A 13,479-nucleotide genomic window follows, 5' to 3' on the forward strand; every position below is an offset into this window, starting at 1 on the left:
CTCTTCAACGACCTGTCCCGCATCTGTCCTCGGAATTCCAGGTGGCTCCACACGTGGTCCGGACCCGCCACCGGAGGCGCGGCAAGCGTGGCGGCTTCGATTCCGGACGATGGCGAAGAAATCGGGTGCAGTTCCTCTGAAAGGAGGGGCCGAGCTGGGGATCTCTGCGCGGGTGTCTCTGACGCTGAAGATTGAACGCGCTGGTCAAAGGGCTCTCGTTAGCATTGGCGGATGGCTCGCAGCGATAAGAGGGCACGACGTCTCGTGGTCGATGGGGAGAACTTCCTCTGGACCTTGAGCCACACACACCGTGCCCTGGGCAACGGCCGATACGAGGACTGCTGCGAAACCCTCGTCATCCGTCAGTTCAAAGCGAGGGGGCACCTCTGCATCGTCTTCCAGGCAGGCTCCGACAGGCTTGTCGCTGACGGGTACAGGTACCTCATGCCATCCAGAGCCGTCGGCACGGAGCTCGGCAGAACCTTGAACCTGCACGAGCCGGGCACTGTCAGGGCCCTGCTCGACGTAGCCCTGAAACGCGGTTGGCGTACCGACGACCCCGTGACTGAAGAGATCGATGGCTGGAGCATCTTCGATGAGGTGGTCCAGTACCACGGCGCAACTTCGCCCGACTGAGCTGTCCGCACGGTCGGCTGGTTCTGATCGTCCGCGCTTCCGGTCAACCCTCAGCGGCAAACGGTTGAGCTTTTGAGTCGTCGGGCAGCGGGGCTGTGTTCGGAGTTTCTCGTCTCTACCGTGGTGGTAGCGGATGGCCTCGCTGTTCGAGGAGTTGGAAGCGCGCGAGGCAGCCGCCCGGCTCCGGGGGAGGAGCTGGAAGCCGAGGTCGCCGAGCTGTCGGGAAGCTGGAGTTGGCCAGGGCGGGGCTAGAGCGTCTCCGGATCACGCGGCAGACAGTCGCTGAAGTGCTGCTGGAGATGACGCCGGAGAAGCAGGCTGTCGCGATCGATGCCGGCCAGTCGATCGAGGGTGGACCGGTGGTGTCGGCGTATGCGGGGGCCGAGAGGCAAATCATCGGGGTGCTGACGGTGCCGAACTGGCAGCCGGGGATGGGGGCGCGACCTGTACCGTCCGGCGCCGCTGCCTGTCCCCCTGGCCGTCACATCCGGCCCCCTGCCCGGACAAACCGGCACGGTCACAACATGTGCTGAACTCCTGGGCGCGTCGCCGGGCGAACGCCTAGTGGTCACCGGCCCGAGAGGGTCCGGCAAGACCACCTGCGCCATGCTGCTCGTCGAAGCACTTCTGAAGGAGCCGCGCCCAGGCACACCCGTCCCGATCCTGCTCTCCTTGTCATCCTGGGACCCGGAAGCGGAGGAGTCGCGCAGTTGGGTCGCCCGCCGGATCACCGAGGACTACCCCGGGGCCCTGCATTCCACACGTGGGCAAGGCAACGCGCGATCATTGTCGGAGCTCCCGTGTCTGACGCGTGCCTCCACACCGACAGTGCACCCGGACAGGCACGGAGAAGCCCCAGTCGGGACTGCGCGTCTCCGCTGGGGCTTCTCCTGCAGGGGGCGACTCCAGAGCACCGGTAGCCGCCCTGCCGCCCTGGCTCGACACGGCGAGGAGGTCACCAGGACTGTTCAATAGCGCCGGTCTGATGGGGAGTCTTACGCCAGGTCGAAGATATTCGATGACCTGGCAACGCTGTGTCCAAATCTTCATCGGGTGGTCTTGCGGGCACGGAACCCGGTATGACGCAGCCTGTCGTCCGGTCCACCAGGCGTGACCGACGTAGACACCGGGCCTGGGCCACCTGGTCACACCGGCCGGACCGAGCGTCAACTGGTTCACGACCAGGTCGTCAGTTTCGGACTCCAGAGAGATGCCGGTGTGGCCCTCAGCTCCTGGAGGAGGATCCTGAGGGCCGTCCCATACTCGGATGGCGACCTCCACGCCCAGGTCGGGCTGCAGGGTGTGGAGGTACACGTGGTAGCCGTTGCCGGCGACCACCTCAGCGCGAGCCCTGACAGCCGCCTCGCGGTCAGCTTCGTAGTCGTCGGCATCATAGATCTCCACAATGCCGCGGTCCGGCAGCGCTGTGGTGCGGTACTCCGCGATGAGCGACATGGTTGTGTCTGCCTCCCGTGCTACGGAACGACTTTGACGGAGAAGGCGTCACCATCAAGCATGCGAGTTTGCGTGTACGTGCTATTCAGGCCGGTCGCCCGCCCCCCGACCCGGCCCAGCGGGCGCCCTCTCCCCGCCTCCGTCGCGGACGCTTCAACTGGCAGTTGCTCCTGCTCCGCCACTGGAGCCGCTGAACAATTCTCGCTTCGCCCGCCACTGTCATGCCGGCTGAAGCGAGAACGTATCGCCGGATGAGTCTTCGCTCTTCTCGGGCAGGGCCTCGGGGACGTCCCATGGAAGGGAGGGCTGCCTTGGGGCAGTTCAGGCGCGGACAGCGTGAGTTGCGGACCTCGTTGGCTCCGTGACGGGCGTGGCTCGCAGCTCCTCGATGACGCTGTCGAGGTGGGCGCGGGCTGCGGCCTCCGCGGCGTGTCCGTCGCCGGTGACGATCGCCTCGATGATGGCGAGGTGCTGCGGCAGCGACTTGGCGGGGCGGCCCGGGCGCAGGGCGAGGCGGAACTGGTAGCGGACCATCTGGCCCTTGAGTCGGTCGAGCAGCCCGCCCGCGACCTTCTGGCCGCTCATCTCTGCGATGAGGGCGTGGAGTTCGCGGTTGAGGGCGGAGTAGGTGTTAAGGTCGCCGTCCGCGACCGCCTCCCGCATGCGGGCGCCGATCTCGCGGAGACCCTCGCGCTGCTCCGCCGAGGCGTGCTGGGCGGCGCGGCGGGCGCACAAGCCCTCAAGGGCGGCACGGCACTCGGTGATCTGGATGGCTTCTTCGACGGAGACCACGCGGACGCGGGCGCCGCGGCGCGGCACCAGCTCGACTAGGCCCTCGGCCGCGAGGTCCTGGAGCGCCTCGCGGACGCAGTTGCGGGTCGCGTGGAGGCTCTCAGACAGCTCCTGCTCGACGAGGCGCTGGCCCGGCACGAGGTCGCCTGCGGAGAGCGCCCGGCGGATCGCCGTACTCACGAGGCGGCGCCCCTCCTGACCGGTCACCCGGTTGTCCGCCACGCGTCGTCCTCCCGGCTCCGGGGCCCGTCCTCCGGGCCGCATGTCATCGCAGTCTATCCACACTTCGACACGACGACTATTTCGTCGGAACTATTGTCAACAATTTCGTCGATGGTTATGTTGACGGCCAGCACCAGCGAAGGGGAGAGCAAATGACGCAACCCACGACGGTCCAACACGTGGACGTGTCCCGGCCACCGCCACCGGGCGGGCAGACGGCGATCCCCTGCTGGTTCCTACGCGGCGGCACCTCGCGCGGCCCCTTCTTCCGCGCGGCCGACCTGCCCACCGACACCACGGGCCGTGACGCGGTCCTGCTGGGCGTGATGGGCTCGCCCGACCCTCGCCAGATCGACGGGCTCGGCGGGGCACACCCGCTCACCAGCAAGGCCGGGATCGTGGACCGCAGTGCGCGAGCCGGCATCGACCTGGAGTTCCTGTTCTGCCAGCTGCAGCCCGACAGCGACCTCGTGGACACCACGCCCAACTGCGGCAACATGCTCGCCGCCGTCGTCCCGTTCGCCGTCGAATCCGGGCTGCTCACGCCCTCCGGCGACGAGACCACGGCCCGCGTGCTCACACTGAACACCGGGCTGACCGCCGAGATCACCATCAGGACCCCGCTCGGCCCTGACGGCCGCCGCTTCGTCGCGTACGGGGGCGACGCCAGGATCGACGGCGTCCCCGGCACCGCGGCGCCCGTCACCATCAACTTCCTCGACACCGCGGGCTCGGTCTGCGCGTCTCTGCTGCCCACCGGGCAGGTGCGGGACCGCGTCGAGGTCGCGGACGTGGGCCCCGTCGACGTGACCTGCATCGACAACGGCCAGCCCCTGGTGATCGTGGCCGCCGCCGACCTGGGCCGCACCGGCTACGAGACCGCGGCGGAGCTCAACACCGACGACGAACTCAAGGCCCGCGTCGAGGACCTTCGGCTGACCTGCGGGAAGCTGATGGGCCTCGGGGACGTGACCGCGAAGAACTACCCCAAGATGACGCTCGTCGCGCCGCCCGCGCACGGCGGCACCCTGAGCACCCGCAGCTTCATCCCGCGCGTGTGCCACGAGTCGATCGGCGTGCTCGCGGCCGTCACGGCGGCCACCGCCTGCGTGCTCGAAGGGAGCGTCGCCCACGCGATCGCCGGTGTTCAGGCGGCGCCGGACGCCGACGTCACGGTCTCCGTCGAGCACCCGTCCGGCGAGTTCAGCGTGGCGCTGGGCCTCGACCCCGATGACCCGCAGCGGGTCACCAAGTCCGCGCTGCTGCGCACTGCCCGTCTGATCATGGCGGGTGGCGCCATGGTCCCCAACAAGGAACAGCGATGATCCTCGACTGCCACGGCCACTACACCACAGCACCGCCCGCGCTCGGCGCCTGGCGGGAGCGGCAGATCGCCGGGCTCACCGACCCCTCGGCCGTACCGGACGCCGCAGACCTGCGCATCAGCGACGACGACATCCGCGAGAGCATCGAGCGGAACCAGCTGCGGATGATGGATGAGCGCGGCATCGACGTCACGCTGTTCTCGCCCCGCGCCTCCTTTATGGCCCACCATATCGGTGACTTCACCACCTCCTCCCGTTGGGCCGCTATCTGCAACGAGCTGTGCGCCCGCGTCGCCACCCTCTACCCGGAGCGCTTCGTGCCCGCCGCGATGCTCCCCCAGTCACCCGGCGTCGACCCGGTCACCTCGGTGCCCGAGCTCGAACGGTGCGTCAAGGAGTACGGTGCGGTCGCCGTCAACCTCAACCCGGACCCGTCGGGGGGGCACTGGACGACGCCGCCGCTGACCGACCGGTCCTGGTACCCGCTGTACGAGAAGCTCGTGGAGTACGACCTCCCGGCGATGGTGCACGTCAGCACCAGCATCAACCCGGCCTTCCACACCACGGGCGCGCACTACCTCAACGCCGACACGACCGTCTTCATGCAGCTCATCCAGGGCGACCTGTTCAAGGACTTCCCCACGCTGCGCCTGGTGATCCCGCACGGCGGCGGAGCCGTCCCTTACCACTGGGGCCGCTTCCGCGGCCTCGCGATGGCGCTCAAGAAGCCAGAGCTGGAGGAGCACGTGCTCGGCAACGTCTTCTTCGACACCTGCGTGTACCACCAGCCCGGCATCAACCTGCTGCTCGAGGTCGTGCCCCGCCGCAACGTTCTCTTCGCCTCCGAGATGATCGGCGCCGTCCGGGACATCGACCCCTGCTCGGGCCACCACTTCGACGACACCCGCCGCTACATCGAGTCCGCGGGACTGAGCGCCACGGCCCTGGCCGAGATCCAGGAACACAACGTCCGCGCCGTCTACCCGCATCTCGACACCCTGCTCAGGCAGCAGGGCCGTTGACGCAGAGGGAGCACAGAACCATGTACGAACTGGGAGTCGTCCACCAGGACATCAGCCGCGCCTCCCGCACTGACGTCGAGACGCTCACGCCGCTCGGCGTCAGCACCATCCACGAGGCGATGGGCCGCACCGGCCTGATGCGCCCCTACATCCGGCCCGTCTACCACGGCGCCGCCTTCTGCGGGACCGCCGTGACCGTGCTGCTCCAGCCCGGGGACAACTGGATGCTGCACGTCGCCGTCGAGCAGATCGGACCGGGCGACGTGCTCGTGGCCGCCTGCACCACGGAGAACGAGGACGGCTTCTTCGGCGAGCTGCTCGCCACCTCGGCCCGCGCCAAGGGCGCGGTCGGCCTGGTCATCGACGGCGGCTGCCGGGACGTGGCCGCGCTGGAGAAGATGGACTTCCCCGTCTTCAGCCGCGCGGTCAACGCGAAGGGCACCGTCAAGGCAACCCTCGGCTCCGTCAACATCCCCGTCGTCTGTGCGGGCGCGTTGGTGCGCCCAGGGGACGTCGTCGCTGCCGACGCTGACGGCGTCGTTGTCGTGCCGGCCGAACAGGCCGCCGAGGTCGCGGCCGCCGGCCGCAAGCGGGAGGAGAACGAGGACGGCAAGCGGGAGCGGTTCGCTGCAGGCGAGCTCGGCCTCGACATGTACGGTATGCGCGAGCCCCTGCGGGCCGCAGGACTGCGCTACGTCGGCGGCAAGCAGGGAGAACAGGCATGAGCGGACCGTTCATCAAGACGCCCGGGTGGCTCGACTGGTACCGGAATCCGTCCGCCCCGGCCTTCACCCTGCCCGAGGGCACCGTCGACGCGCACTGTCACGTATTCGGGCCGGGCGCGGAGTTCCCCTATGCACCGGAGCGCAAGTACACGCCCTGCGACGCGGGCAAGGACGAGCTGTTCACGCTCCGCGACCACCTCGGCGTCAGCCGCAACGTCATCGTGCAGGCCACCTGCCACGGCGCCGACAACAGCGCCATGGTCGACGCCGTACGGGCGTCCGGCGGCCGGGCGCGCGGCATCGCGACCGTACGGCCCGACATCACCGACGCCGAGCTGGCGGAGCTGAACGCGGCCGGTGTGCGCGGAGTGCGGTTCAACTTCCTGAAACGCCTGGTCAACGCCGCGCCCAAGGAGGATCTCGCGGCGATCGCCGAGCGCATCGCGCCGCTCGGCTGGCATGTGGTCATCTACTTCGAGGGCGAGGACCTCGCCGACCTCGAAGGCTTCTTCACCGCGCTGCCCACCCCGCTTGTCGTGGACCACATGGGTCGCCCCGACGTGACGAAGCCTGTGGACGGGCCCGACTTCACGCGGTTCCTGCGGTTCGTGGAGCGCAGCGGCGTATGGGTCAAGGTGACCTGCCCCGAGCGGCTCACCGTCACGGGCCGCCCCGCCCTCGACGAGGAGCGCGAGCCGTACTCCGACGTGGTGCCCTTCGGCAGGAAGGTCGTCGAGGAATTCCCGGATTCCGTCCTGTGGGGCACCGACTGGCCGCACCCGAACCTCACGGACCACATGCCGGACGACGGACTGCTGGTCGACTACGTGCCCCGGGTGGCCGTAACCGCCGCGATGCGGCAGAAGCTGCTGGTTGACAATCCGATGCGGCTCTACTGGCCCGGCGAAAACGCCTGAGCCCCTTCCGCACCCACAACGACGAAAAAGGGGCTCCCCATGCTGCACTCCAACGCGAAGAACCGGCTCGACCGGCTACCGATCTCCAGATTCCACAAGATAACCCTGATGGCGGTGGCCTTCGCCTACTTCTTCGAATTCGCGGACATCAACAGTTTCGCGGTGACGGCACCCCGGCTGATCAAGCTCTGGGGCGTCACCGTGAACCAGGTGGCGTACGTCACCTCGCTGTCGTTCGTCTGTATGTTCCTCGGGTCCGTCGTCGCGAGCTGGATGGCCGACAGGTGGGGCCGCAGGACGGCGCTCAACCTCACCACCGTGTTCTTCAGCGTCTTCTCGCTAGCCTCGGCATTCTCCTGGGACATCGTCTCCCTCGGCGTCTTCCGGGCGCTGACCTCCACGGGCCTCTCCGCGATGACCGTCGTCGCCGTGATCTACGTCAGCGAACTCTTCCCCTCCGCGCTGCGCGGAAAATTCCAGGCGTACGCGATCGTCATCGGCATCTGCGGCACACCTGTCACCAATTTCGTCGCGAGCGCCCTCGTCCCGATCAACGACTGGTCATGGCGGTTTGTGTACCTGTGGGGCGCACTCGGCATCGTCTACCTCTTCTTCGCGCGACACCTCAAAGAATCTCCCCGCTGGTACGAAAGCAGGGGCGAGCACGCCAAGGCCGACGCAATCCTGACGGAACTCGAAACGCAGATCACCGCGGAGAAGGGCCCGCTCCCGTTGCCAGCGCCTCCCTTGGACCCGCCAGTCCTGAAGAAGGCGCCGCTGCGCATCCTATTCCAGAAGAAATACCTCCTGCCTACCCTGCTGCTCACCGTGGTCTGGGTCACCCAGACCATCGGATTCTTCGGCTATTCCAGCTGGGCTCCGACACTGCTCGCGAAAGAGGGCTTCAGCGTCGAGAAGTCCGTCTTCTACGTGGCACTCAGCACAGCGGGCGCGCCGCTCGGCTCGTACATCGCTGCCCTCGTCACCGACCGGTTCGAGCGCAAGTGGTGCCTGGTGGCCTTCGGCGCGATCATCGCCGTGTGCGGCCTGCTGTACGGGCTGACGTTCAACCCGGCCCTGATCATCGTCTTTGGGTTCCTGGTGAACCTGTTCGAGCGCGGCTATACGGCGCTCGGGTACGCGTACTCACCCGAGCTGTTCGACACCCACGGCAGGTCACTCGGTACTGGCGTCTCGTACGGCCTTGGCCGACTCTCCAACGCCGTGGGACCACTGGTCATCGCTGGCTTGTACAACGGCTCGGGCTACAAGAGCGTCTTTTTCTTCATCGCTGGCACCTGGCTGTTCGGCGCCGTCATCTTGGCTGTCTTCGGCCCCAGAACGAAGCAGACCGTGTTGACGCTGGCCCGGCCGAAGGATCCGGTCAGCGCCTGAGTGCCGGTGTACGGCCAATACGCAAGTGAGCCTTTTCCAACCTGATCGCTGAACCCGCCTCGCACTGCTCGCATCGAGTAGCCGGTCACCTTCAACTGCCACAGCGGGCCTGGACGGGGGCCACCACTCGCCCACTCAGCGTCTGGCATCAACATCGTGAAGTCGCCGCGGGCTCAGCTCGTTGGCTGCGTCTACCCCTTGAACCAGGTCATGAAGCGCGTGCGGTCTTCACCGCACCGGCCGTTGCCGGAGACTTTCACGCTGCTTGAGCTGAAGGTGGAGCCATACGGTCCGGAGGTAAGCGTGCAAGTTTCCCGTACGGGCTGCAGAGCGTAGTAGCCGAAGGCAACCAGTGCCACGACCAGCAGTGTCGTCAGCACGTAGTGGCGGGCTCTCGGGGAGGACATGCTGTGATCCTATCGGCGCTTCACCCGCACTGGCGCTCTGCCAACTTACCGCTGAAGGTCATTGGTTGGTTCGACACAAGGGTGAAGCCCCTGGTAGGCGGGTTCACGACCAAGATCACCCGGTATCCCTCAGAGGCTTCGCGTGCTTGTCTACCCGTGCGGACTAGACGTGTCCAGTCGGTCCATGTCCTTCCTCGCTGCTCGTCTGCGTGAACACCGTCGTCGGATCGGGAGCCGTTGGCGCCGGCTCTCGACCGGACGTCAAGCCTTGCTGGTGCTGGCTCATCTGCGTAACGGGACCACGTACGCCCAGCTCGCAGCAGGTTTCGAGGTCGGGACGAGTACGGTCTACCGCTACATCAGCGAGGCCGTCGACCTGCTGGCCGCACTCGCCCCGACCCTCAACGAGGCTGTCCGGGCTGCCTCGGCGAAAGCGTACGTCTTGCTCGACGGGACACTTCTGCCGATCGATCGGATCGCGGCCGACCGGCCCTACTACTCAGGAAAGCACAAGAAGCACGGCGTGAACGTGCAGGTCATCGCCGATCCGTTCGGTCGGCTCCTATGGGCCTCGCCCGCACTGCCAGGGGCCGTCCACGACATCCGCGCAGCCCGCGAACACGGCATCATCGATGCCCTCGAACAGGCCCACATCCCCTGCTGGGCAGACAAGGGCTACCAGGGCGCCCGCGGCACAGTCCGGGTGCCGATCCGTGGCCGATGGGAGGCGCTATCCACCGGTCAGCAGGCCGTGAACCGATCTCAGGCCAAGCTCCGTGCTCTGGTCGAACCAGCCATCGCCGCCCTCAAGACCTGGCGGCTCCTCCGCAAACTTCGCTGCTCGACCACCCGCATCACAGGCATCGTCCAAGCAATACTCACCCTCCATCACGCCAGCTCAACCGGAGGTTGAAAACGCCTCAGTGACGTGCAAAGCATCGAGCGTTCACGCACTCGCCATTCGACACTGCTCGGCAAATCAAGCTGCTCAACGAACCTCCCTGATTTAGCAGCAATTGTGACGGGAACCACCCATGAGCTGCCTGCTTTGGGCCAGCGTCTGCGATCAGCCCATCGGTGGCATACCAGCGCCATCCAGGCGCTGGCCACCTGCTGCCAGCGAAGGAAATCGCATCAAACCGCAGTTTGAGCTCGATAGCGGCTTCGTCGCCGGGGCGGCTGGGCCGCAGGTCGCGACACATCCTGGCCTGGTCGGCGATGACGTAGGGGTCTCGGGCGTCGGTCTTGCCCTGGTCTTGCCCTCGCCGCGGTAGCCGTCGGAGGCCCGGTTCACCAGGCGGCCGGGCATGTAGAGGACCTCCCGCTGTGGGTTGACCAGCAGGGCCAGCAGCAGCGCGGGCTCGCCGCCGGTCATGTCAACCCAGCTGACCTGACGGCCGTCGGCCAGGTCCAGGACGTCGCCGATCAGCTTCAGCAGCTCGGGCTCGTCATTGGTGGCCCTCCGCGACAACAGTGTCGTGCCGTCGGCGGCCACCGCGAGGCCGTGGTGGTCGCCCTGTAGGGGCGGCCTCGGCCGCCACGAACGGTGGCAGGAGTGGCGAGGCGACGCCGGCCGCCCCGCCGGGGCGGCCGGTCCTGGCGGCACCGATGCCTCGCGCCGCTGCGGTCTGCCCCTTATCGTGCGAGGAGTCGCCCCTGCCCACCGCCGTCACCCTCACCGGCGCTCTCACGATCGAGATGCTCTCCGGCCTCGTGCCCGCCTGCGCTAGCCAGCGGTGCGAAGACGCCGGCGTCGGGAGACGTCGCGAAGGTCTGCGCGTAGTTGATGGCGGTCTGCAGCGCATCCTTCAGCGTGGCGATGTCCCGTGCGACCTGGGCGACGAGGGTGCCGCCCTGGAGGGCCGCAAGGAGCAGCGTGGCCAGTTGTGTGGGATCCCCCTCGGCGCTGATGCGACCGACGACGGGGGCGCGTCGCACCTGCGAGGAGTGCGGCAGGGGCCGTAAGGGCTCCTGTGCGGGCCGTGTTCCGTGTACTGGGAGCGGGCGGAGAGAGCGCGGCAGCGACTACTGGCGCGTACGTTCGTGGGCCGCGGTGCAGTGAAGGTTGGTCGCGTCAGTGTGTGTCGTGTCAGACGGCGTTCGACGCGAAGTAGAAGCGGTGCTGGGCGGTGAGTCAGCCCGGTTCGAGTGGCCGTGCTCGTCGCCGCATGGGGAGGTTCTCTTCGACACGCTTCTGAATCTGGGTGTCCCCGGGCCACATGCCTTGAACGTAGCCAAGGCTGGCGACACTGGTACCAAGTAGGTACCATTGAGGGATGCCATCACTGAACGTGTCCTTCTCCGATGACGAAATGGAAGGCGTGCGTGCCGCCGCTGCTGCTGAGGGCAAGAGTCTGAAGCAGTACCTGCATGATCTCGGCGTGCGCGAGATGCATCGCAAGCGGTTCGTCGCCGGCGCCGCTGTCTGGGCCGACAGGCTTCGCGGCGAGTTCGACGAGGCGTTCCCTGAGGAGATTCCTCCCTCTCAGCGTGGCGACGGGGCTGCGGCTGCCTGATGGCTCTGTATATCGATGTCGCCTGGCTGCTCGATGTCCAGGAGGCGGCCCTCGGGCGCGAGGACATGACAGTGGCTGACTACTCGGCACTGGTGGCGGCCACCGCGCGCCACAAGACCAAGATGCCGACGCTTGAAGCGTCCGATCCGGATGCTGCATGGCGGGCCGCTGCTCTTTTGCATACGATCGTGAATCTTGAGCCGCTTCCATATCGAAATAGTCTTTTTGCTGCTTTTGTGACTGCTCAGTACATGGACCAGTCAGGCGAGGGGATCGATCCGCCTTACGGTGCTGTGTCCGATCTCGTGCGGAAGGTTCGGGATAGTCGCTTGCGTATCTATGCCGTCGCTGAGGTGTTGCGTTCCTGGCGGATCTGACGCCGCTTCGTGGCGAGCAGCGTCGCGGTCATCGCCAGCAAGGTCCCGCACACGCCCACCGCGGCGACACCGACCTGCGGCGCGACACACGACATGCAGCTTCGCACGTGGTGACGGGGCTGCGCGACCGACGGCCGACACTAGCGCGGCACGGCTGACGAACGGCGCATCTTCCCTTCGGAAGCCGGGCGACGCGGGGTTACATCTCGTCGATGGGGTGCAGGACAACGGTGCGGCGTACGCGCCCCCCGTGTTGAACAGGGTGGCCAGCGCCTCGGTCTGCCACCGGGTGGCACCCGCCGCGGCCTCGTGGGCGGTGGCGAACTCCTCCATCGCCGATATTCGGCGGGCCATTGGCCCCTCTCCCCCGCCTGTTGGGCATCGGACACAGAGGCGGGAGCCTTGGGACCAGCGAAACGCGCGACAGACAAGCGTGGCGGGTCAAGAGACCTGTGTTGCAGACCGGAAAGCGACAAAGCCACGCTGCGGCGACAGTCCTCGCTCTCACTCCTGACGTCCCTGTTCACCGTGTCGGACTCGCCCGTGCGGAGGGATACCAGCGCCGCTGGCCTACCTCCGCACGATCAACGGCTGATCAGGGGTTGACGACGGACAGTCATGATACGCGACGGAATGCGGCAGCCGGGCCCCACGTCGCGCCGTAATCCGTTCCGCGAACCGGGTTGAACGCGATGGCGTTGCAGGCCGCCCATGTCTGAGCAGCAGGCCGCCCGGACCATCGGCGACGTCGTCACGGCATCGGCCGTGGGCCGTGCTCGCCGCCCTGTTGCTGGCCTTGGGCGAGGGCAGCCACCGGCTCAGCATCGTTGTCGAGCACGCGAACGGCAGGACCGTCACGGCCGGCCTGTCTGTCGGAGTTGCACTGGGTGTGTGGCCGACCACACCCAAGGAGTACCTGCGGTTCCTTGGGTTGCTGACGTGCGTCCGGAGTACGGCACGGTGGGTCACACCGTTGTGGTTGCTATCGCCGACGAGCCCTTTGCCCGTGCACGCAACTGGGCCGTGTGGATGCATCCACTGGAGCGCGCTTGGCGCCATCAATGCCCGTGCGACAAGTCCACGAGGTCTCCCACCTGCACAGCTGCCGCATGGCGAAGTGCCCATTCGGCAGAAAGACGTCCCTCACCGGCCGTGGTGACCTCCGCCGCCACGAGCAGCCGCAGGAGTAGCGAGGCAATGCCGTTCGTCCCACCGGGGCCGATGGCTGGTCCTGGTCAGCCGGCGACCCTGCGTCGCCCTCGCCCGCCCTATCGCGCGAGGAGCCGTCCATGCTCACGGCGGACGCTCTCACGGTCGGGATGCCCTCGGTCTCGTGCACGCCACTGCCAGCGTGCGGGGCTATGACGCTTGGGACGTTGCGAAGGTCTGCAGGTAGTCGATGGCTGTCTGCAGCGCATCTTTCAGCGGAGTGACGTTCCGTGCAACCTGGGCAAGGAGTGTGCCGCCCTGGAAGGCGGCAAGGAGCAGGTTGGCCAGCCGTGCGGGGTCTGCCTCGGCGCTGATGCGGCCGAGTTGCTGCATGCGCTCGATTCCCTCGCGGAAGGTGTCCCTCCACTGGTCGAACGCATTTGCGAGCTGGTCGTGGACGTCGAGGTCCGTCTTGACGATCTCGCTCGCCAGGGAGCCGAGGCTGCAGCCTTCCTGGTAGACGTGCTCGTAGCCGATGTAG

Annotated in this window: 12 protein-coding genes and 1 pseudogene; 9 read left to right on the plus strand and 4 right to left on the minus strand. The window is 67.2% G+C overall.

Translation table 11 applies throughout. The annotated features are described in order from the left end of the window. The first annotated feature begins 231 nt into the window (after window positions 1-231). Window positions 232-636 carry a hypothetical protein gene (locus ADL25_RS45275; RefSeq protein ID WP_063805882.1) on the plus strand — a complete coding sequence of 135 codons (405 nt, stop codon included), beginning with the start codon at window positions 232-234 and terminating at the stop codon, window positions 634-636. Between the two features lie 1,776 nt (window positions 637-2,412). Here the strand turns inward: ADL25_RS45275 and ADL25_RS45280 are convergent. After that, window positions 2,413-3,147: a GntR family transcriptional regulator gene (locus ADL25_RS45280; protein WP_059133830.1), complete on the minus strand. Its 735-nt coding sequence runs from the start codon at window positions 3,145-3,147 to the stop codon at window positions 2,413-2,415. Between the two features lie 110 nt (window positions 3,148-3,257). Between ADL25_RS45280 and ADL25_RS45285 the strand changes: the two genes are divergently transcribed. From ADL25_RS45285 to ADL25_RS45315, 6 genes are all read left to right on the plus strand, one after another. Beyond that, complete coding sequence (locus tag ADL25_RS45285) at window positions 3,258-4,430, plus strand: 4-oxalomesaconate tautomerase (RefSeq protein WP_059133831.1); 1,173 nt, start codon at window positions 3,258-3,260, stop codon at window positions 4,428-4,430. Continuing rightward, on the plus strand, window positions 4,427-5,452 hold the full coding sequence (locus tag ADL25_RS45290; protein WP_059133832.1) for an amidohydrolase family protein: 1,026 nt from the start codon (window positions 4,427-4,429) through the stop codon (window positions 5,450-5,452). The genes ADL25_RS45285 and ADL25_RS45290 overlap by 4 nt, the downstream gene beginning before the upstream one ends. A gap of 20 nt (window positions 5,453-5,472) precedes the next feature. Beyond that, a complete protein-coding gene (gene ligK, locus ADL25_RS45295) occupies window positions 5,473-6,177 on the plus strand; it encodes a 4-carboxy-4-hydroxy-2-oxoadipate aldolase/oxaloacetate decarboxylase (protein WP_059133833.1) in 705 nt (234 codons plus the stop codon). Then, on the plus strand, window positions 6,174-7,094 hold the full coding sequence (locus tag ADL25_RS45300) for an amidohydrolase family protein (RefSeq protein ID WP_059133834.1): 921 nt from the start codon (window positions 6,174-6,176) through the stop codon (window positions 7,092-7,094). Before ligK ends, ADL25_RS45300 begins: the two co-directional genes overlap by 4 nt. Before the next feature lie 39 nt (window positions 7,095-7,133). Further along, on the plus strand, window positions 7,134-8,489 hold the full coding sequence (locus tag ADL25_RS45305; RefSeq protein ID WP_059133835.1) for an MFS transporter: 1,356 nt from the start codon (window positions 7,134-7,136) through the stop codon (window positions 8,487-8,489). 549 nt (window positions 8,490-9,038) lie between these two features. Continuing rightward, window positions 9,039-9,809, plus strand: coding sequence for an IS5/IS1182 family transposase (locus tag ADL25_RS45315; protein WP_059133837.1), 771 nt, complete (start codon window positions 9,039-9,041; stop codon window positions 9,807-9,809). A gap of 229 nt (window positions 9,810-10,038) precedes the next feature. On the opposite strand, the pseudogene ADL25_RS45320 reads toward ADL25_RS45315, so the two are convergent. After that, window positions 10,039-10,391 (minus strand): annotated as a pseudogene (locus ADL25_RS45320) (IS110 family transposase); the annotation flags it as partial. Window positions 10,392-10,531: 140 nt separating this feature from the next. Then, on the minus strand, window positions 10,532-10,834 hold the full coding sequence (locus ADL25_RS50175) for a hypothetical protein (RefSeq protein ID WP_059133839.1): 303 nt from the start codon (window positions 10,832-10,834) through the stop codon (window positions 10,532-10,534). A gap of 338 nt (window positions 10,835-11,172) precedes the next feature. On the opposite strand from ADL25_RS50175, the gene ADL25_RS45330 reads away from it, so the two are divergent. Both ADL25_RS45330 and ADL25_RS47815 read left to right on the plus strand, forming a co-directional pair. Continuing rightward, window positions 11,173-11,412 carry a hypothetical protein gene (locus tag ADL25_RS45330; RefSeq protein WP_059133840.1) on the plus strand — a complete coding sequence of 80 codons (240 nt, stop codon included), beginning with the start codon at window positions 11,173-11,175 and terminating at the stop codon, window positions 11,410-11,412. Beyond that, on the plus strand, window positions 11,412-11,789 hold the full coding sequence (locus ADL25_RS47815) for a toxin Doc (protein WP_079051070.1): 378 nt from the start codon (window positions 11,412-11,414) through the stop codon (window positions 11,787-11,789). The genes ADL25_RS45330 and ADL25_RS47815 overlap by 1 nt, the downstream gene beginning before the upstream one ends. A 1,359-nt stretch (window positions 11,790-13,148) precedes the next feature. Here ADL25_RS47815 and ADL25_RS45335 read toward each other — a convergent pair. Then, on the minus strand, window positions 13,149-13,479 hold a 331-nt coding region (locus tag ADL25_RS45335; protein ID WP_199839332.1), incomplete at its 5' end, for a TetR family transcriptional regulator C-terminal domain-containing protein.

The sequence above is a fragment of the Streptomyces sp. NRRL F-5122 genome, from assembly GCF_001507435.1.
Classification (GTDB): Bacteria; Actinomycetota; Actinomycetes; order Streptomycetales; family Streptomycetaceae; genus Streptomyces; species Streptomyces lannensis.

Coding starts and splice junctions, on each gene's coding strand:
- ADL25_RS45275 (WP_063805882.1), top strand. CDS start 232: ATGGCTCGCAGCGATAAGAGGGCACGACGTCTCGTGGTCGATGGGGAG.
- ADL25_RS45280 (WP_059133830.1), bottom strand. CDS start 3,147: ATGCGGCCCGGAGGACGGGCCCCGGAGCCGGGAGGACGACGCGTGGCG.
- ADL25_RS45300 (WP_059133834.1), top strand. CDS start 6,174: ATGAGCGGACCGTTCATCAAGACGCCCGGGTGGCTCGACTGGTACCGG.
- ADL25_RS47815 (WP_079051070.1), top strand. CDS start 11,412: ATGGCTCTGTATATCGATGTCGCCTGGCTGCTCGATGTCCAGGAGGCG.
- ADL25_RS45330 (WP_059133840.1), top strand. CDS start 11,173: ATGCCATCACTGAACGTGTCCTTCTCCGATGACGAAATGGAAGGCGTG.
- ADL25_RS45305 (WP_059133835.1), top strand. CDS start 7,134: ATGCTGCACTCCAACGCGAAGAACCGGCTCGACCGGCTACCGATCTCC.
- ligK (WP_059133833.1), top strand. CDS start 5,473: ATGTACGAACTGGGAGTCGTCCACCAGGACATCAGCCGCGCCTCCCGC.
- ADL25_RS45285 (WP_059133831.1), top strand. CDS start 3,258: ATGACGCAACCCACGACGGTCCAACACGTGGACGTGTCCCGGCCACCG.
- ADL25_RS45290 (WP_059133832.1), top strand. CDS start 4,427: ATGATCCTCGACTGCCACGGCCACTACACCACAGCACCGCCCGCGCTC.